16 protein-coding genes are annotated in these 18,583 nt (G+C 74.4%); 5 read left to right on the top strand and 11 right to left on the bottom strand.

Annotation, left to right across the window (positions count from 1 at the left end; translation table 11 throughout):
- Positions 1–5 precede the first annotated feature (5 nt).
- A complete protein-coding gene (locus tag O7600_RS24325) occupies positions 6–749 on the bottom strand; it encodes an MBL fold metallo-hydrolase (RefSeq protein ID WP_281590804.1) in 744 nt (247 codons plus the stop codon).
- Between the two features lie 111 nt (positions 750–860).
- On the opposite strand from O7600_RS24325, the gene O7600_RS24320 reads away from it, so the two are divergent.
- Together O7600_RS24320 and O7600_RS24315 are read left to right on the top strand one after the other, a co-directional pair.
- On the top strand, positions 861–1,226 hold the full coding sequence (locus O7600_RS24320) for a VOC family protein (protein WP_281590803.1): 366 nt from the start codon (positions 861–863) through the stop codon (positions 1,224–1,226).
- A gap of 4 nt (positions 1,227–1,230) precedes the next feature.
- Positions 1,231–1,965, top strand: coding sequence for a DUF2071 domain-containing protein (locus O7600_RS24315; RefSeq protein ID WP_281590802.1), 735 nt, complete (start codon positions 1,231–1,233; stop codon positions 1,963–1,965).
- A gap of 5 nt (positions 1,966–1,970) precedes the next feature.
- Here the strand turns inward: O7600_RS24315 and yidD are convergent, their stop codons facing one another.
- Positions 1,971–2,345 carry a membrane protein insertion efficiency factor YidD gene (yidD, locus tag O7600_RS24310; protein WP_281594256.1) on the bottom strand — a complete coding sequence of 125 codons (375 nt, stop codon included), beginning with the start codon at positions 2,343–2,345 and terminating at the stop codon, positions 1,971–1,973.
- A 128-nt stretch (positions 2,346–2,473) separates the two neighbouring features.
- On the opposite strand from yidD, the gene O7600_RS24305 reads away from it, so the two are divergent.
- Positions 2,474–3,334, top strand: a complete 861-nt coding sequence (locus O7600_RS24305) for an AraC family transcriptional regulator (protein WP_281590801.1) — start codon at positions 2,474–2,476, stop codon at positions 3,332–3,334.
- Here the strand turns inward: O7600_RS24305 and O7600_RS24300 are convergent.
- Positions 3,331–4,578 (bottom strand): aminoglycoside phosphotransferase family protein, encoded by a 1,248-nt coding sequence (locus O7600_RS24300; protein WP_281590800.1) that lies wholly within the window; start codon positions 4,576–4,578, stop codon positions 3,331–3,333. The two genes, O7600_RS24305 and O7600_RS24300, sit on opposite strands and share 4 nt — an antisense overlap.
- Positions 4,579–4,639: 61 nt before the next feature.
- Positions 4,640–5,797 (bottom strand): hypothetical protein, encoded by a 1,158-nt coding sequence (locus tag O7600_RS24295; RefSeq protein ID WP_281590799.1) that lies wholly within the window; start codon positions 5,795–5,797, stop codon positions 4,640–4,642.
- A 266-nt stretch (positions 5,798–6,063) separates the two neighbouring features.
- On the opposite strand from O7600_RS24295, the gene O7600_RS24290 reads away from it, so the two are divergent.
- Both O7600_RS24290 and O7600_RS24285 read left to right on the top strand, forming a co-directional pair.
- Entirely contained in the window at positions 6,064–7,605 is a 1,542-nt protein-coding gene (locus tag O7600_RS24290; protein ID WP_281590798.1) for a gluconokinase, read from the top strand.
- A 22-nt stretch (positions 7,606–7,627) separates the two neighbouring features.
- Positions 7,628–9,145, top strand: a complete 1,518-nt coding sequence (locus tag O7600_RS24285; protein WP_091584140.1) for an SLC13 family permease — start codon at positions 7,628–7,630, stop codon at positions 9,143–9,145.
- A 664-nt stretch (positions 9,146–9,809) separates the two neighbouring features.
- Here the strand turns inward: O7600_RS24285 and O7600_RS24280 are convergent.
- The 7 genes from O7600_RS24280 to O7600_RS24250 form a co-directional block, all read right to left on the bottom strand.
- Complete coding sequence (locus tag O7600_RS24280; protein WP_091581409.1) at positions 9,810–10,094, bottom strand: antibiotic biosynthesis monooxygenase family protein; 285 nt, start codon at positions 10,092–10,094, stop codon at positions 9,810–9,812.
- A gap of 27 nt (positions 10,095–10,121) precedes the next feature.
- Positions 10,122–10,880, bottom strand: a complete 759-nt coding sequence (locus O7600_RS24275) for a MerR family transcriptional regulator (RefSeq protein WP_281590797.1) — start codon at positions 10,878–10,880, stop codon at positions 10,122–10,124.
- A gap of 108 nt (positions 10,881–10,988) precedes the next feature.
- Positions 10,989–11,621 (bottom strand): hypothetical protein, encoded by a 633-nt coding sequence (locus tag O7600_RS24270; RefSeq protein WP_099162420.1) that lies wholly within the window; start codon positions 11,619–11,621, stop codon positions 10,989–10,991.
- Positions 11,622–11,751: 130 nt separating this feature from the next.
- A complete protein-coding gene (locus tag O7600_RS24265; RefSeq protein ID WP_281590796.1) occupies positions 11,752–14,028 on the bottom strand; it encodes a bifunctional diguanylate cyclase/phosphodiesterase in 2,277 nt (758 codons plus the stop codon).
- A 199-nt stretch (positions 14,029–14,227) separates the two neighbouring features.
- Positions 14,228–15,784, bottom strand: a complete 1,557-nt coding sequence (locus O7600_RS24260; protein WP_281590795.1) for a glycosyl hydrolase — start codon at positions 15,782–15,784, stop codon at positions 14,228–14,230.
- Positions 15,785–15,880: 96 nt separating this feature from the next.
- A complete protein-coding gene (locus tag O7600_RS24255; protein WP_281590794.1) occupies positions 15,881–17,353 on the bottom strand; it encodes a hypothetical protein in 1,473 nt (490 codons plus the stop codon).
- Complete coding sequence (locus tag O7600_RS24250; protein ID WP_281590793.1) at positions 17,350–18,420, bottom strand: hypothetical protein; 1,071 nt, start codon at positions 18,418–18,420, stop codon at positions 17,350–17,352. The genes O7600_RS24255 and O7600_RS24250 overlap by 4 nt, the downstream gene beginning before the upstream one ends.
- Positions 18,421–18,583: the final 163 nt, after the last annotated feature.

The raw sequence follows: 18,583 nt of genomic DNA, 5'->3' as shown, positions 1-18,583 counted from the left end.
CCCCGTCAGGCGACGTCCACCACCAGGTCGGCGGTGGCGACGGCGATCTCACCGGCGTACTCCTCGGCGGCCGCGGCACGGGCGGCGGCATGGTCGGTGCCGGGCCGCAGGTGTGTCAGCAGCAGGCGTCGGGCGCCGGCGGCCTCGGCCTGCCGGCCGGCCTGGCGCGCGCTCGACTGATGGTCCCGCGAGTCCTCCGGCACCTCGCGCAGGTAGGTGGCCTCGGCGGCGAGGAGGTCCGCGTCCCGGGCCAGGTCCACCACGTCGGGGCTCGGGCCGGTGTCCCCGGTGTACGCGAGCACCCGGCCGCCCGCGGTGAGCCGGATGCCGGCGTTGGGCACCCAGTGCGGCAGCAGGCGGGTCTCGGCCCGGAACGGTCCGATGTCGAGCGCGTCCCCGGCGGTGAACTCGTGCGGCACGTACGCGGCGTCGAGCATCCCCGGGCGGTCCAGAGCCAGCACCGCGTCCAGCGCGCCGGGCAGCGCGTACACCGGTACCGGCGGCGGCGGGTCGTCCCGCAGCGCGCGGGCCCGGAGGAAGGGGTTCAGGTCGGCGCAGTGGTCGGGGTGCCCGTGGCTGATGAACACGGCGTCCACCTGATCGGCGGTGACGTGCGCCAGCAGCCGGGGCAGCGTGGCGTAGCCGAGGTCGAGCAGCAGCCGGAATCCGGCCTCCTCCACGAGGAAGCCGCTGCACGCCTGACCCGCCTCGGGCCAGACCCCGCACCCGCCGAGCACTGTGAGCCGCATCGCCTGACGGTACCGCCGCGGGGCGGCGCGCGGCGCCTGACCGTCATCGACGCGGAATGTCACAGGCGGCTCGTAGCCTGGGGCGGTCATCGACGATCGCAGGGAGGCGACGTGCTCGACCACTTCTCCGTAGCGGTGCGCGACCTGGGGGCGGCCGGCGCCTTCTACGACGCGGTGCTCGCCCCGCTGGGCGGGCGGCGGATCATGGAGCCGGGCCCGATCGGCTACGGCGTCGACGCGCCCGACTTCTGGGTCGAGCCCGCGCCGGCCGACGCCGCCCCGGTGCCGGTGCACATCGCGTTCACCGCGCCCGACCGGGCCGCCGTGCGGGCGTTCCACGACGCGGCGCTGGCGGCCGGCGCCGAGGTGCTGCACGCGCCGAAGGTGTGGCCGGAATACCACGCGGCCTACTACGGCGCGTTCGTCCGCGACCCGGACGGCAACAACGTCGAGGCGGTCTGCCACCGGCCGGAGTGAGACGGTGGAGGTCGAGCCGGTCGAGCACTCGCCCGTCCGGGCCATCCGCCGGGCCTGGCTGGCCCAGCGCTGGCACGATCTCACCTTCCTGCACTGGGCCGTCCCGCCGGAGCGGGTCGCGCCGCTGCTGCCGGCCGGCACCCGACCCGACACGCTCGACGGGTTCACCTACGTCGGGCTGATCGGTTTCCGGATGGTCGGGCTGGGGCTCGGTCGGGGGCCGGGCGTGCCCTACTTCGGCACGTTCTGGGAGACCAACGTGCGGCTCTACTCGGTCGACGGCGCGGGCCGGCGGGCGGTGGTGTTCCGCTCGCTGGACGCGTCCCGGCTGGTGCCGGTGCTGGTGGCCCAGATCAGCCTGCGCCTGCCCTACAAGTGGTCGGCGATGCGGCTGGAGCGGTCCGGCGACACGCTCACCTACCGCTGCCGCCGCCGCTGGCCGGGCCCGGCCGGCGCGACCAGCCGGATGACCGTCCGCGTCGGCGGGCCGATCCCCGAACCGACGCCGCTGGAGCACTTCCTCACCGCGCGCTGGGGCCTGCACACCCGGGCGTACGGCGCCACCCGGCACCTGCCGAACTGGCACCCCCGGTGGCCGCTGCACCGCGCCGAGCTGCTGCACCTGGACGACGAGCTGGTCACCGCCGCCGGCCTGCCCGCGCCGGACGGGCCGCCGGTGAGCGTCCTGCACTCCCCCGGCGTGCCGGTCGTGTTCGGCGGCCCCACCCGGGTTTCCTGATCAGGTCAGCGCAGCGGGTCGGGGGTGCCGTGCGGGACGTCGGGGCGGCAGCGGCGCACCCGGTCGGCGGCCATCCGACCGCCCACCGCCAGCCCGTGGCGCTCCACCGCCGCCAGCCCGTACGCGCTGCACGTCGGCGTGTAGCGGCACGTCCCCGGCCAGCGGTGCGAGAGCCACCGCCGGTAGCCGAGGATGGCGGCCCGACCGGCCCGGTCGACGGCGGGCGCGCGCACCACGCCGGCGGTCACCGAGCCGAGCATGAGCAGCGTCGAGAACAGGCCGAGGTCGCAGCAGCCGGGACCGTCACAGTCGAGCAGGTCGCAGTCGCAGTCGCACCAGTCCCGGTCCTTCTTCTTTTTCTTGTGGCGTCGCTTCCGCATGATCACGAGGTCATGATGCGACACCGCCGCCAGCCGGTGACCGGCCGACCGGAACGGGTCCGGCGGGATCGGGTCGGTGGGCGGCCGGCACCCTAGCGTCGAAGGCGTAACCAGGAAGGAGCACCCGCGTGCTGGACCGCCTCAACCAGGCCATGGACCACCTCGAACAGCGGCTCGACCAGCCGCTGGACGTGCCGGAGCTGGCCCGGATCGCCTGCGTGTCGGAGCACCACTTCCGGCGGCTGTTCTCGGCGTTGGCCGGGGTGCCGCTGTCGGAGTACGTGCGCCGACGCCGGCTCACCCTCGCCGGCGCCGACGTACTCGCCGGCCGGGAGTCGCTGCTCGACGTGGCGGTGCGCTGGGGCTACGGCTCGAACGAGGCGTTCGCCCGCGCGTTCCGCTCGGTGCACGGCGTCGGCCCGGCCGAGGCACGGCGCACCGGGGCGGTGCTGCGTTCCCAGCCGCGGATGTCCTTCCGACTCGTCGTCGAAGGGAGCACCACCATGGACTACCGAATCGTGACCAAGGACGCCTTCCGGCTCGTCGGGTTGAAGGCCCGGGTGCCGCTGGTCCACGAGGGGATGAACCCGCACATCGTGGCGTTCGTCAAGGGCATCGACCCGGCGACCGTACGCCGGATCGAGGCCCTCTCCGACCAGGAGCCGCACGGGATCGTCAACGTCAGCGACGACCTGGCCGGGTCCCGGGAGGAGGGCGCCGAGCTGGACTACTGGCACGGCGTGGTGACCGGCGCGGAGGTGCCGGACGACCTGGACAGCCTGCCGGTCGAGGCCGGCGACTGGGCGGTCTTCCGCAGCTCCGGCGCGTTCCCGCAGGCGTTGCAGTATCTGTGGCGGGACGTGTTCACCCAGTGGTTCCCGTCGAACCCGTACGAGATCCGGCCCGGGCCGGAGATCTCCCGGGTGCGGGTCGCCGAGGGCGGCGGCACCGCCGACGCGGAGCTGTGGATCCCGGTGCGCCGAGCCTAGGGTCGCGCTGCGGCGCCGGCCCGCGCCAACGCGGCCGGCACGTCGTGCACGTGGTAGGGGTGTTCGCTCGGCTCGATGCCGGCGAGGAACATCGCGTACACGGCGGCCAGCCGCAGCGGCGCGACCGGCCGGAGCAGGTCGACGGCCCGGCGCGGGTCGCTGCCGGGCGCGTCGGCCCGCCACCGGGCGGCCCACGCGTCGACGAGGCGGTCGGCGGCGGCCGGGTCGAGGTCCTCGGTGAGGCGCAGGATATCGAAGGCGGGGTGGCCGACGAACGCGTCCGCCCAGTCGATGACGACCCGCCGGTTTTCGTCGCCGCGCACGTTGCCCGGGTGCAGGTCGCCGTGCACGAGCGTGTCGGGCAGCCCGCAGTCGCGCACCCGGGCGAGCCGGTCGTCGAGCCCGTCGAGCAGGCGGCTGGCGGCGGTGGCGTCGTGTCCCGCCAGCCGCCCCCGGATCCACCGACCCAGCCCCGCCCCCCGGAGATCGGGTACGCCGCCGGCGACCAGCCGGTCCACCTCGCCCACGGCCCGAGCCTGCACCGCGTGGTGCCCGGCCGCGATCGCCATCCGCTCACCCTCGCCGGCCCCGTACCGGTCCTCCCCGGGCACGTGCCCCACCAACACCCGCCCATGCCCACCGACGGCGAGCACCGGCACCCCGCCCGCCGCCTCGTCGATCAAGGAGTTCGCGTCACGGCGGAGATCGACGCCGACGCGAACTCCTTGATCGACGGTGCGGTCGGGGGTGGAGCGGAGCCAGTGGAGGACCGTGGGTTCGTGGCGGGCGAACGGGGGGAGCTGTTTGAGCCAGGCCGGGCCGGTGGGGGTGTCCAGGCGCCAGATCGCGGAGAGGTTCCAGGTGCGCTGCTGGGCCACGGCGGTCACCGGGCGGCCGAGGCGCCGCAGCTCCTCGGTGGCCCAGGCGACGCTGCGGGCCGGGCCGCCGACCTCCGCCCACGGCATGCGCAGTGGGTGCGGCGCGAGGTCCACGACGACCGGTTCCAGGGGTACGGGAGGAACGTCGGCGACCTGCGCCAGATAGCGGACGTGGCCGCCGGGCGGCGCGGGACGGTCGGCGTCGAGCAGCCGTAGCACCGCCATGTCGAGGTGGTAGCGGTGCCGGACGCCGTCGACGATCGAGGCGACCTGCTGCCACCACGGATCGGGCACGGCGAACGGGGGCAGCGCGCCGAGCGACCGCCCGGCGGCGTCGACCAGGATCACGGTGACGGTGCGGGACACGGCCGGACGCTAACCGGCGACACCCGCCGGGTGCGACCCGATAACCCGCCTGACGGACCCGTCAGCTCCAGACGGTGCGCCGCAGCCCCTGGTGGCCGGTGCACACGTCGCGCTGGCCGCCGGTCCGGCTGATCGCGCCGTCGCGGCACTGCACCAGCCAGCCCCGGTCGGACCAGAACCCGGGTACGCACGCGAACCAGTCGCAGACCCCGGCGGCCGGCTTGCGGATCCGTGCGCCGCCGCAGAAGTCGTACCCGAAGGGGTTCGCCGGGGCGCCGCAGCGCCGCTCGGCGGCGGGCTGCGGGACGGCGGTGCGTGACGGCGTCGGCCGGGTACGCCGCGGCGTCGCGCTGGTGCTGGGCCGTACCTGGACGGCCGGGGCGACCACCGGGGGCGCGGGCGTGCCGGTGGCCGCCGGGGTGGCGGCGGCGGCCCGTTCCGAGCCGGCCCGGGTGGGCGGGTTGGACTCGAAGAGCATCGCCGGCACGATCAGCGCCAGCGCCGCGCCGACCGCGACGGTCCGCCGGCCGCCGGGCACCAGCGCGGACACCCGGGCCTGGGCCGGGGTGAGCACGGCCGGACGCAGCGGGCGCAGCGCGGCGTGTTCCTCCAACAGTTCGTCCAGTTCGGCCACGACGGCGGCGCGCTGCTCGATCGCGTCGGCGAAGGCCAGCGTCAGCTTGAACCGGAAGTCGGCCACCGCGCCGGTGGGCAGCAGCAACCCCGAGGTACGGCGCCGGTCCAGCACCTGGATAAGGGTGACCGGCGCGCCCGGGTCGTGGGACAGCCCGGTCATCCTCCCGTACGCCCAGTCGCGCCGGCCCCGCCCGCCGAGCAGCACCAGCCGCCGGTTGGTGAGCACGGCCAGCCCGGCGTCGGACACCCGCACCCCCTCGGGGCGGCGCGGGCGCAGCGGCGGCGGGTCGGGGTCGACGGTCAGCTCGGGGGCGGGCAGCACGGCGGTGTGCCGCACCTCGACCAGTTGCGCGGCCGGCAGCGTCCAGAAGACCACCTCGCCGGGGTCCAGCTCCATCGGCAGGCCCGCGCCGGCCTGCACCGACCCGTGGAAGGACACCGCGAGGGTACGCAGCCGCCGCAGCTCGTCGTCGCGGCGGCGCCACGCCTCGTCGGCGGCGCGGAAGACGCGCTGCCGCCGCTCGTTCTGCCGGTGCGCCCACCGGTAACGCCATGTGGAACCCGTCGAATCAGTCATCGCCACGCCGACTCCTCCGCCGCGCGAGCCCACCAATCGGGGTGTCATTCATGTCAACGGCGGCGTAGGGGTACGAAGACACGCGAAAGTCGCCAATTCGACCGATCGGCTGATTGACCGGCACTATCGGCGGAAACTCCTGCGTCGATTCACGTTCCGCGCTACCCGGTTCCCGCCGGCCGCGCTTCGCCATGCGCGGCGGCGGCCACGTCGGTAACGTCAGCCGCAGGGTGGGGCAGCGAGCGGCCCCCCGGCGGCGAGGAGGTGCACCGGTGGGCGACCCGGCCGTCGTGGTGGGCGTGGACATCGGCACCACCAGCACCAAGGCGGTCGCGTTCGACACCGACGGGCGCCAGCTGGCCAGCCACTCGATCGGCTATCCGCTGGAGGAGCCGCATCCGGGCTGGGCCGAGCAGGACCCGGACCTCATCTACGAGGCGGTGCTCGGGGCGATCCGGGCGGTCGTCGACGAGCTGCGCCGGCCGGTCGCCGGCCTGTCGTTCAGCACCGCCATGCACAGCCTGATCGGGCTGGACGCCGACGGTAACCCGCTCACCCCGTCGATCACCTGGGCCGACAGCCGGGCCAGCGCGCAGGCCGAGCGACTGCGGGCCGCGCCGTCCGGGCTGGCGCTGCACCGGCGCACCGGCACCCCGGTGCACCCGATGGCGCCGCTGCCGAAGCTGGTGTGGTTCGCCGAGCAGGAGCCGAAGCTGCACGAGCGGGTCGCCCACTGGGTCGGCATCAAGGACCTCGTCCTGCGCCGGCTCGCCGAGGCGCTGGTCACCGACCACTCGGTCGCCTCGGCCACCGGGCTGATGGACATCCACCGGCTGGCCTGGGACAGCGAGGCGTTGCGCGTCGCCGGCATCACCGAGGAGCAACTCCCCCAACTCGTACCCACCACGCACGTGCTGCCCGGCCTGACCGCCGAGGCCGCCCGGGCCACCGGCCTGCCGGCGGACACGCCGCTGGTGGTCGGCGCCGGCGACGGGCCACTGGCGAACCTCGGGCTCGGCGCGGTGCGGCCGGGCGTGGTGGCCTGCTCCATCGGCACCAGCGGAGCGATGCGGGTGATGGTGGAACGCCCCGGCGTGGACCCGCTCGGCGGCGTCTTCTGCTATGCGCTCACCGAGAACCGCTGGGTGGTCGGCGGGGCGATCAACAACGGCGGCATCGTGCTCCAGTGGGCCAACGACGCGCTCGCCCCCGAACTGGGCGAGCACGCCGAGGAGGAGTTGCTCGACCTGGCCGCTCAGGCCCCGGTCGGCTCCGGCGGCCTGATCATGTTGCCGTACCTGCTCAGTGAACGGGCGCCGCACTGGAGCGCGCTGCCCCGCGGGGCGTATGTCGGCCTGACCCACGGCCACGGCCGGCCGCATCTGGTCCGGGCCGCGCTGGAGGGGGTCTGCCAGCAGCTCGCCCTGGTCCTCTCGTCGGTGCGCGCGGCCGGCAACGAGGTACGCGAGATCCGCGCCAGCGGCGGGTTCGCCCGCAGCCCGCTGTGGCGGCAGATCCTCGCCGACGCGCTGGGCATGCCGGTGCGCTTCCCCGCCGGGCACGAGGGCTCCGGCTTCGGCGCCGCGCTGCTCGGCATGCAGGCCCTCGGCCTGATCGAGTCGATCGAGGTGGCCGCCGACCTGGTCCGGATCGAGGAGACGGTCCGCCCGGATCCCGCCTCCGCCGCCACCTACGCGGCGCTGCTCCCGCTCTTCTCCGAGCTGTACGACGCACTCGTGCCCACCTTCGCCTCGCTGCGGCGGCTGGCGCCGAGCCTGCCGCCGGAACCGTCACCCACCGCTGCTCCCCAATGACCAACCGAAGGTCGTGATCGCCGTGGTCTCACTGCTCGCCGCGCCGGCGGAACCACTCACGAACGCCGGTGACACCCAACTCGTCGTCGCCGCCCTGCTGGGCATCGCCGCCGTGGTGCTGCTCATCGCCTGGGGCAAGGTGCACCCGTTCCTGGCGCTGATCCTCGGCGCCGCGGTGCTCGGCGTGGTCGCCGCCGTGCCCGCCGACAAGATCGTCACCTCGTTCAGCGGCGGGGTCGGCTCCACCGTCGGCGGCGTCGGCCTGCTGATCGCGCTCGGCGCGATGATCGGCGGCATGCTGGCCGAGTCGGGCGGGGCGGACAGCATCGTCGAACGGGTGGTCGGTCGGGTCTCCGGCGGCGCGCTGCCCTGGGCGATGGCCGGCGTGGCGGCGCTCATCGGCCTGCCGCTCTTCTTCGAGGTCGGCGTGGTGCTGCTGGTGCCGATCGTGCTGCTGGTCTCCCGCCGGGTGGACGTGCCGCTGATGAAGCTCGGCATCCCGGCGCTGGCCGGCCTGTCGGTCCTGCACGGTCTGGTGCCGCCGCACCCCGGCCCGCTGGTGGCGATCGACGCGCTCGGCGCCAACCTCGGTCAGACGCTCGCCCTGGGCCTGCTGGTGGCGATCCCCACGGTGATCATCGCCGGTCCGGTCTTCGGCAACATCATCGCCCGGTACGTGCCGGCCACCGCCCCGGAAGCGCTGCTGCCCACCCGGCGCGACGGCGCGGTCGCCGTCGACCGCAGCCCTACCCGCCCCGGCGACGGCCGGCTGGACGCCGACGGCGACCTGGTCACCGCGGACGACCTGGTCAACCCGGGCACCGGCCGTCCCGGCGCGTCGATCGACGAGCCGGCCGGGCCGCGTTCGCGCCGGGCGCCCGCGCTCTGGGCCGCCGTGGTCACCGTGCTGCTGCCCGTGGTGCTGATGCTGCTGCGAGCGATCGGCGAACTGGCCCTCGACGAGGGCACCGCCGGCCGCAAGGCGCTGGACATCATCGGCACCCCGATCGTCGCGCTGCTGGCCGGCGTCATCTTCGCCATGATCTTCCTGGGTTACCGGACCGGGTTCAGCCGTACCCAGGTCTCCGGCTTCCTGGGCGGCTCGCTGCCGGCGATCGCCGGCATCCTGCTGATCGTGGCCGCCGGCGGCGGCTTCAAGCAGGTGCTGGTCGACGCCGGCGTGGGCAACCTGGTCGCCGACGCCGCCGAGGGCGCCAACCTGTCGCCGCTGCTGCTCGGCTGGCTGGTCGCGGTCGGCATCCGGGTGGCCACCGGCTCGGCCACCGTCGCCACCATCACCGCAGCCGGCATCGTGGCGCCGCTGGCCGCCACGCTCCAGGGGCCCGAGGTGGCGCTGCTGGCGTTGGCGATCGGCTGCGGCTCGCTGTTCTTCTCGCACGTCAACGACGCCGGCTTCTGGCTGGTCAAGGAGTACTTCGGGTTGACCGTCGGGCAGACCATCAAGAGCTGGTCGGTGATGGAGACGATCATCTCGGTGGTCGGCTTCCTCGGCGTCCTCCTGCTCGACGTCTTCGTCTAGCGGCCCACCGGCGACGGGCGGACACCTCCCCGCGACTCCCTTTGGAGCTGACATCAGAAAGGACTCACGCGCCGGTCGCCCTCACCGGTCACCGCTGCGGGGTGCGGGGCCTGCCGGACACGGCTGCGCGGGTCGCGGGAGGCACGGCTACGGCTCGTGGGTCGCGCGTCGCGGGTCGCGCGTCGCGGGTCGCGCGTCGCGGGTCGCGCGTCGCGGGTCGCGGCTCGCGGCTCGCGGGTCGCGGGGGTCTGCCGGACGCGGCTACGGGTCGCGGAGGGCCGACTCGGGGTGCGTGCGGCTGCGGCTGCGGCTGCGGCTGCGGCTGCGGCTGCGGCTGACGATCCTTCCGGCGACTCCCTTTAGAGCTGATATCAGGAACGACTCACGCGCCGGTCGCCGGTGACCCTCGACCGCCGGCTGCGGCTGTAGCCGGTGATATCACCAACGACTCAGCTCGAAAGGGAGACAGAAGCATTCACCGCCCGGCACTCCGACGGCGCCGACCGGGCGGCGAAACGTCGCGAATCCGGTCGGCGGCAACCCGGCGGCGAGGACCCGGGCGGCCGGGACCCGGGCGGCGGGAACCGGGCGGCGGGAACCGGGCGGCGGGAACCGGGCGGCGGGAACCGGGCGGGTGGTGCCGGGCGGGTGGTGCGACAGCCGGTCAGGGGGCCTCGACGCCGGAGATGCGGAACTTGTGCACCTCGGCGCCGAGGATCGCCGTCACCTGCTCCGCGTCCGGCCCCGAGCCACGGAACGCGAGCAGTTGCTCGTCGGACTCCCACCGCTCGTACACGTTGATCCGGCCCGGCTCGACCAGGTCGGCGCTGACCGCGAAGTCGACGCAGCCGGGCGCGGCCCGGGCCGCGCGGACGGCCTCTGCGCAGGACGCCAGGTAGGCGTCCCGCCGGGCCGGATCGACGTAGAGGGTGCCGGCGACGATGAGCATGCCGGTCATCGTGCCACCGCCGGCGGCTCAGGCCCGGCTGATCGCGTTGGCGTGGATCGCCTCGTTCAGGTAGGCGGCCATGCCGGGCCGGATCGTCTCGAAGTACTCCGTGAACCGGGGGTCGGCCACGTACATGTCGGCCAGCCCGGTGTGGAGCTCCAGCGGGCAGTCGTACCACCACTCGGTGATGAGCTGGCGGTGCTCCTCGGCCAGCGCCATCGCCTCCGGGCCGTCGGCCGGCGCACCCGAGTCCATGAGGGCGGCGAACCGCCGGCCCCAGTCCTCGTTCACCTCCTTGTTGCGCAGCCAGTCCTCCTTCGAGTAGCGGCTGGCCCGCTCCTGCGACTGCCGGTACGCCTCGGTCTCGCCCCAGCGCCGCTCGACCTCGTCGGCGTGCTCGTCCGGGTCGAAGTCCCCGAACACCTCGAACCGCTCCTCCGGCGTCAACTGGATCCCCAACGTCCTCGCCTCCATCGCGTGTTCGATCGCCGCGACCATCTCCTGGAGCTTGCCGATCCGCCCGGACAGCAGCTCGTGCTGCCGGCGCAGGTGCGCCGCCGGGTCGGCGTCCGGGTCGTCCAGGATCTCGGCGATCTCGTCCAGCGGGAACCCCAGCTCGCGGTAGTAGCGGATGAGCTGCAGGCGGTCCAGGTCGCGGTCGTCGTAGCGGCGGTAACCCGCCGCCGTGCGCCCGCTCGGCCGCAGCAACCCGATCTCGTCGTAGTGGTGCAGCGTGCGGACCGTCACCCGGGCCGCCCGCGCCACCTGACCCACCGTGTACGCCATGGTTCCCTCCCTTCCGCGACCAAGGCTGCCGCCTCCCGCAGCGTGAGGGTCAAGCCCAATGGTCCGCCCCCGACCAGAAACGGCCGGGGGCGGTGTGCGGGTACGGGCTCAGTTGGTGATCTTCTCGTGCTCCGGGGCGGCGAACGTCGCGCTGGCCGGGGTGCGCAGGGCGTGCAGCAGGCCGGCGGCCGAGAGCAGCAGGAGCAGGGCCGCGCCGAGGTACATGGCCAGGGCGCCCTGCTCGGCCTTGCGGCCGAACTCGCTGAAACCGTACGAGGTGAGCAGCAGGCCACGCAGCGTCTCGCCCTTGAACACGGTGTCCCGCTGGGCGCTCACCTCGGCGAGCTGCTTCTGCAGGTCGGCCAGGTTGGCGGCCTTGGCCTGCTCGGCCTGCGCCACCTGCTCGCGCAGCGCGCTCTGCGGCGCGCCGAGGTCGGCGTACGTCTTGCCGCCGGCGATCGACGTCAGGTGCAGGCCGATGTACTCGTTGGCGTAGCACTCGGCCTGCTTGCCGGTGGTGAGCTGCTGGCCGGCGTACTCGCGCAGGCAGTCCGACTTCTTCTCCTCGTCGGACAGCTTGTCCTGCGGGGTGAAGCTGATGTGCTGCGCGGCGAGCTGGTCGTGCACGTAGTTGTTGGCGAAGTTGGCGTTCGTCGTGAGGACGACGCCGACGACGAGCAGCAGGACCGCGAGGCCCAGCCCACCGATGCTGAACAACAGGTCGAGCGTCCGTCGCTTCATCTCTGGCTCCCGGAGGGGGGTGTGTGCCGGCTGGTTGACGAGAACCATCGTGGCGGCGACCGGTACGCCGGGAGCAGGGCCGAACCCCCTGTCCCGCCCGGGACCTTCGGCCCGGAGACGGTGGGGCCGGTCAGCGGGCGGCGTCCACCGGGACCAGCGTGGGGAGCAGGTCGGACAGCGCGGTCGGGCGGCCGTACCGCCAGCCCTGGCCCTGCCGGCAGCCGATCGCGGTGACCGCCGCGTGCTGGGCGCCGGTCTCCACCCCCTCGGCCACCACGGCCAGGTCGAACGCGCCGGCCAGTCGGTTGACCATCTCGACCGTGGCGTACGCGCGGGCGTCGCCGGCGTCCAACCGGGACACGAAGGAGCGGTCGATCTTCAACTCGGTGGCCGGGATGCGGTGCAGGTAGCTCAGCGAGGAGTAGCCGGTGCCGAAGTCGTCGATGGCGATGCGGACGCCTAGGTCACGCAACTGGGCCAGCCGGTCGAGCACGGCCTCGCTGCCCTCGATCAGCGCCGACTCGGTGAGTTCGAGCGTGAGCGCGCGGGGCGGCAGGCCGGCCGCGCCCATCGCGCCGGTGACCGTGGCGATCAGGTCGGGTCGGCACAGGTGGGCGGCGGCGATGTTGACGGCCACGGTCACCTCGGGCGCGTGCTCGCGCCAGGTGGCCGCCGCGCGGCACGCCTCGTGGATCACCCACCGGTCGATGCCCAGGATCAGGCCGGTCTCCTCGGCCAGCGGCAGGAACCTCGCCGGGGTGAGCACCCCGAGCCGGGGGTGCCGCCAGCGCACCAACGCCTCCGCGCTGCGGACGGTACCGGTGGCCAGGTCCACGATGGGCTGGAACTCCATCAGCAGCTGACCCTCGTCGACGGCCCGCCGCAGGTCGGCGATCAGCTCGGCCCGGCCGACCGCCGACTCGCGCAGCTCCGCCGTGCACGTCCGGTACGCGGACTTGCCGGAGGCCTTCGCCGCGTACATGGCGATGTCGGCGTCGCGGAGCAGATCGGTGTGCGAGGTGTGCTGCGGCCCGTACTCGGCGATGCCGATGCTGGCCGACGGGTGGACGCCGAGGTCCTCCTCGCCGGGCAGCGGTTCGAGCGCGGCGAGCAGCCGCACGGCGAGCCGCTCCGGCGACACCGGGCGTTCCCCGGCGACCAGGACCGCGAACTCGTCCCCGCCGAGCCGGGCGATCATCCCGTCCGGCCCGACCGCGTCCCGCATGCGCTCGGCGGTGGTGGTCAGCAACCGGTCCCCGGCGGCGTGCCCGAACCGGTCGTTGACCTGCTTGAAGCCGTCCAGGTCCAGCAGCACCACGGCGACCGGCCCGCCGGCGCGCAGCGCCCGGCGCAGCCGCCGGATGAACGTCAGCCGGTTGGGCAGGCTGGTGAGCTGGTCGGAGTAGGCGAGCCGACGCAGTCGGCCGACCAACCGCAGGTTCTCGTTGGCGGCCAGCCCCTGCCGCAGCGCGAGCACGCCGAGCAGCGCCATCATGCCGACGAAGACCAGGTGCGGGGTCTGGCCGGTGGGCCGCCGGGACAGCATCACGGCGACGATGGCCCCACCCACCGGCAGGTACGGCAACGCGACCCGCCACCACGGCGGCAGCGGCGACTCGACGTCCTCCTCCCCGTCCCCGCAGGCCGGGGGCGGGTAGCGGGTGGCCAGGCCGACCAGCAGGTAGCTCAGCGGCCAGCAGACGTCGACCGGGTGCCCGGGCGCGTAGCTGCCGTGCGCGACGAGCGAGACGTAGACGGTGTCCGCCCCGGCCCGGATGGCCAGGCCCGCGCCGATGACGGTGAGTGAGCGCCACATCGGGCGGCCCGGCCCGGCGACCGCCACCAGGATGGTCAGCTGCATCAGGTCGAACATCGGGTAGAGCAGCCCGAACGTGCGCAGCGGGTCGGTCAGGTCGGCGTCGGCCACGTCGCGGAACACCAGCAGCCAGCCGATCGGGATCAGCGCGAGCCCGACGATCACCCCGTCGAGCAGCGTGCGGGCCTGCCCGATCAGGCTGCGCGGGCCGGACCGGGAGCAGAGCAGCGCGGCGGTGCCGGTGACGATGCCGGCGGTGAAGAGCCCCCCGACCAGCGGCGTGTGCGGCAGGTCGATCCCGCCGAGCCGCTCGGCCGTCCACACCGTACGGCCGAGCGCGGCGAGCATCATGGTGGCGGCGAGCAGGCTCCAGAACCGGCGCAGCGCGTGCGGGTGCCGGCGGGCCGCGCCGACGCAGAGCACCGCCGCCCAGCTCGACACCGCCATCGCGCCGAGGTCGCTGACCAGGGCCGCGCCGGGCAGGCCGGCGACCAGCCAGATCATCTCCCCGAGTACGACGACGACGGCCGCGACGAGTCCGACACGGCCGGCGAGCGGGTGACGGGCCGGCGCCGCGACGGCGAGGCTCACGTCGTGCTGGGGGACAACGATGCGCTCCGGCTCTCTTCCAGACGTGCACCCTCGGTGACGAGGACCGGACGGCGGACGACGAACGGCGCAAGCCTAGCCAGCGCCGAGGGCCGCCGCCAGGGTCGTTCGTTGTCGGTCACCGGACCGGTGAGCCGGGCGGGTCCGGCCCGGCGGGGACGCCGGGCCGGATCCGCGGTCTTCACTGGACGGTGACGTTGTCCACGTAGACGGCGGAGGTGCCGCCCGCGCCGCTGCCCGGCACGAACTGCACGCCGATCTCCCGGACGTCACCCAGGTTGGCCACGCCGGACAGCGACAGCGACAGGTTCACCCCGGCCGAGGTCACCGCCGCCGTCCCGCCGTCGAACCACTGCCAGCCGGCGCCGGTCTTGACGTACAGCTTGGCCTGGCTGCCGGCGCCGAAGCTCCCCCACGGCGCGACCCGCGCGGTGGCGCGCAGCGTGGTCCGCCCGCTCAGGCTGGTGGTCGCGGTCTTCTTCAGGTACGCGGCCCCGGCGCCCAGGTTCACGTCGGACTTCAGCGCGCGGGTGCCCTGGGACGCCCACTCGGTGACCTGCCACGGCCCGCCGGTGACGTTGGCGCCGGTCCACCCCTCGGTGCCCGACTCGAACCCGTTGAGCAGGGTCCCGCCGGACGGGGGCGGGGTGGTGGTGCCACCGCCGCCCGGCTCGGTCACGGCGCCCAGGTCGACCTCGCCGCGGTTGGCGATCCAGGAGTTGTTGAACAGCGTGCTCGCGCCGGAGTTGCGGGCCGGGCCCCAGCCGTCGTTCCAGGCCAGGAAGTAGGACGTCTTCGGGTAGCTCTGCTGGAACGCGGTGACCCAGCGCCCGTAGTCGAACGAGCCCTGGCTGTCCGGACCGATCTCGGCGAACGCGAACGGCTTGCCCAGCCCGACCAGCTCGGCGTACGCGGACTGGATGCCGGAGACCTGCGGGTTGTCGTCGTACGCGTCCATGCCGACGACGTCGGTGAAGGAGGCGCCCGGGTAGTAGGCGGTGCGGTTGCCGCGGCTGAAGTCGGCGGAGTAGACCCAGAGCAGGTTGTCCAGCCCCTTGGTGCCGGTGAGGTAGGTGTACATCTGCTGCCAGACCTGCTTGAACGTGTTCGGGTCGCGGTTGCCCCACCAGAACCAGTCGCCGTTGACCTCGTGGAACGGCCGGAACAGCACCGGAACCCCGGCGTTCTCCAGGTCCTGCAGGCCGGCGGCCATCTTGTCCTGGAGCTGCCGCCAGCGGGCGCCGGCCGCGGTGGACGGGTTGAGCAGGTCGGCGAAGTTGCCCATCGGCGTGTTCAGGCCGCCGCCGTTGGCGTTGGCCGGGCTGGGCAGGTGCACGCTGATGGTGACCAGGCCGCCGGCGGCGGACCACGACTTGAGCGACGAGTTGCAGGAGTAGTCGACGAGCGCGGTGATGTCGGAGTTGGTCGCCCAGCCGGAGCCGTAGTCGCAGCTGAGGATCGCCGGGTACTGGCCGGTGGCGGCGCGCAACTCCTCGGTCTGGGCCAGCGAGAAGCCGCTGTTGCTGTAGCCGCCGAAGAAGCCGGAGGCGATCCGGTTGCCGCTCCGGTTGGGCAGGTGGGCGAGCCAGTTGAGCACGTTGCGGGTGGCGGTGGAGGCGTTGGCGTTGACCGGGGAGACGGTGTGCGCGTCGGCCGGGGTGACGACGGTGAGCGCGGTGACGGCGGCCAGGACGGTGGCGGCGGCGGTCGACGCGAGGCGGAACCTGCTGCTTCGCATGGGTCACCTTTTCGATTCGCGGGCGGTGGTGGTGTGGCTGCCACCAGTGCACTACTGAACCGATTAAGTTTCAAGCATGTAAATGAATTGATACAACTACTCCTCGTGATGCTCCGGCGGGCCGCCGTGCGTCCACGGCGTCTCCTCCGGCGCGGGGAACGCGCCGCCCGGCAGGAAACCGTCCGACAGGCTGGTCAGGCAGATCCGCTCCCCCACCTCGGGCACGCTGCCCGCCGGGGCGGACAACCCGCGGCCCATCCCACCGGAGAGTTCCAGCACCACCTCCGTCTTGCCGTCCGCGCCCGGGGTCAGGAAGACGATCCTGGCCTTCTGCCCCGGGCGGGCCGGCGACCACAACGTCGCGCCCACCGGCATCGACACCGGCTCGGTGGTCACCACCTGGATCCGGGGACGCAGCACCGGCCGCCGGCCGGAGTCGTCCACCCGCTTCGGGTCGGCCAGCGTCACCTCGCCGACGAACGCCTCCCCGACCAGCCGGTGCTCGGCCATCACCAGCGGGTCGTCGTACGCCCGCTGCACCGCCCACGCGGTCGCCGCCCGCTCCAGCCGCTGCAACCGCAGCGCCGCCGCCACCGCGCCGTCGCGACGCGGCTGCGGGCCGCCACCGGCGTCGACGTGCTCGGCGTACGCGGTGAACGCGTCCCGGTCACCGGCCCACCGAGCCGCCACCCGGGCACCCGGCGGCAGCGCCCGCAGCAGCCCGACGCCGCGCCACATCAGCTCCCAGGTGGGCGCGAGCTGGTCACGCAGCAACCCCGCCAGCTCGTCGTACGCGGCCGCGCGGGCGGTCGGGTCGTCCGCGGAGCGCGCGTACGCCTCGATCGCCGGGGCGAGCCGATGGTTGTCGAAGTCCGGGTCGGTGGCCGGCCCCGCCGGCGGGCACCGCGCCGGGTCCTCGGCCGCCACCGCCGCCTCGGCACCGGTCAGTCCGGCCGGCGGGTCCAGCCAGCCGAGCACGGCCGGCAGGTGCAGATCCTCCACCACGCTCTGGCCGGTGGCCCAGTGCAGCGTCAACGCGTCGGTCAGCGCCAGCAGCGCGGCCGATCCGGGCTGCTCGGCGCGTTCGGCGAAGAACGTCGCCCAGCGGCCGAGCAGCGGCACCGACGGGTGCACGGGGTGGTCCCCGTCGACCCGGCGGAACCGGGTGGAGCGACCGAACAGGCGCAGGAACGTGACCCCGGCCGGGTTCGGCACCAGCAGTTGCGGCGCGTCGACGTAGCGGTGCCGGACGTCGCGGCCCCGGTCCACCGCCACCGCCTCGGTCACCGTGCGGAACGAGTCCAGGTAGGGCAGGACGACGCCGGCCAGCTCGGCGGCGAAGGCGAAACGCTGGTCGCGGTTGCGCGGCTGCGGCACCACCAGCAGCCGGGCCTGGTCCGGCGCGGCGCCGACGAGCGCGGCCAGCGGGGCGTTCGCCTCACCGGCCAGCGCGAGCGGCACCAGCACCAGCGGCCGGTCGGACAGGTGCAGGTGCCGGACCGTGGCCACCGGTTGGGCCCGCCCGGTGGCCACCGCCTGCGCCCGGGCGAGCGCGCGCAGCGTACTCACGCGGGGTTGCCGGTCAGGACCTCGGCGCGCAGGCGCGCGGCGGCGCGCAGCAGCGCGGCGGCCTCCGCCTGCTCCGGCTCGGGGGTGCGGACGCCCTCGGCGAGCGCCAGCACGTCGGCCACCTCGACGACGCCGCCGAGCGCCTCGCGGACCGGCCGGCCCAGCGCCCCGGTGTGGCCGCGCGCCTCGTGCCGGCAGAAGGAGGCCAGCTCGCAGGCGGCCAGGCAGTCCGGCGCGTAGCGGGCCGGCACCTGGTGCAACGCGGCCGCGAGGGTGGCCGGGTCGGCCGCCGGGTCGGCGGTGAACCCGGCCGGCACGGCGGCGAGCAGGTCGTCGACCCGGGCCATCCGGGCCAGTTGGCGGCGCAGCACCAGCAGTTGCCGGCGCACGTCGAGCAGGCTGGCCACCGGCTGGTTGGTGAAGTCTCGCGGGCAGACCAGCACCACCTCGTGCGACACCAGCTCCGGGTCGCGGCCCTCGGCGGCGAGCAGGTCGCGCAGCGCCAGCACGTAGACGGCGGACTGGATCGCCGCGGCGGCGACCTTGGCCGGGTCGGCCTGCCCGTCGATCACCGGGAACGACTTGATCTCCACGACGTGGAACCGGCCGGCCAGCCGCGCGGCGACCAGGTCCGGTTCCAGGTGCACCCGCCGGCCGGCCACGTCCAGGCCGAGCAGCGGATGGTCGAAGAGCGCGGGACCGTCGCCGCTCGCGGTCAACGCCGCCCGGGACCGCTCCGGCCGGTCGTCGTCGGCGCCGAGGTCCGTCCAGGTCGCGCCGGCCGGCACCGGTACGCCGAGCCGCTCCGCCACCAGGCGCAGCAACTCCGCCCCGCCGTCGGCCTTGACCTGGGCCTCGAACGCGTTGCCCCGGGTGATCGCGAAGCGGGACTGCCCGAAGCGGGCCGGGAAGCCGAGCCGCTCGGCCAGCGCCGGCTTGTCCGCCCCGGCGCTGTCCAGCACGGCGCGGCGGGTGCAGCCGGGGTTACCGGTCAACGCGGCGACGGTGCGGGCGTTGTGCCGCCGGGGCGGCCCCCCACCCCGAATCTCGCTCAGCCGATCTTCCACCCGATGAAGTGTAAGGAAGGGCCCCCTCTTAACGCCTCCGGTAGAGGCGGGGCCCCTTATTAACAAGCCCAGGGGTCAGCGGCCGGCGGAGCGGTTCCACGGGGACCGCGGAGACAGCGCCCCCGCCGTCGGTCGACTGCGACGACGGCGCCGGCGACCGGGC

It is taken from the genome of Micromonospora sp. WMMA1998, assembly GCF_027497375.1.
GTDB classification, from domain to species: Bacteria; Actinomycetota; Actinomycetes; order Mycobacteriales; family Micromonosporaceae; genus Micromonospora; species Micromonospora sediminicola.
The sequence above is the reverse complement of the archived record's forward strand: the minus strand, read 5'-3'. Positions and strand labels throughout refer to the sequence as shown.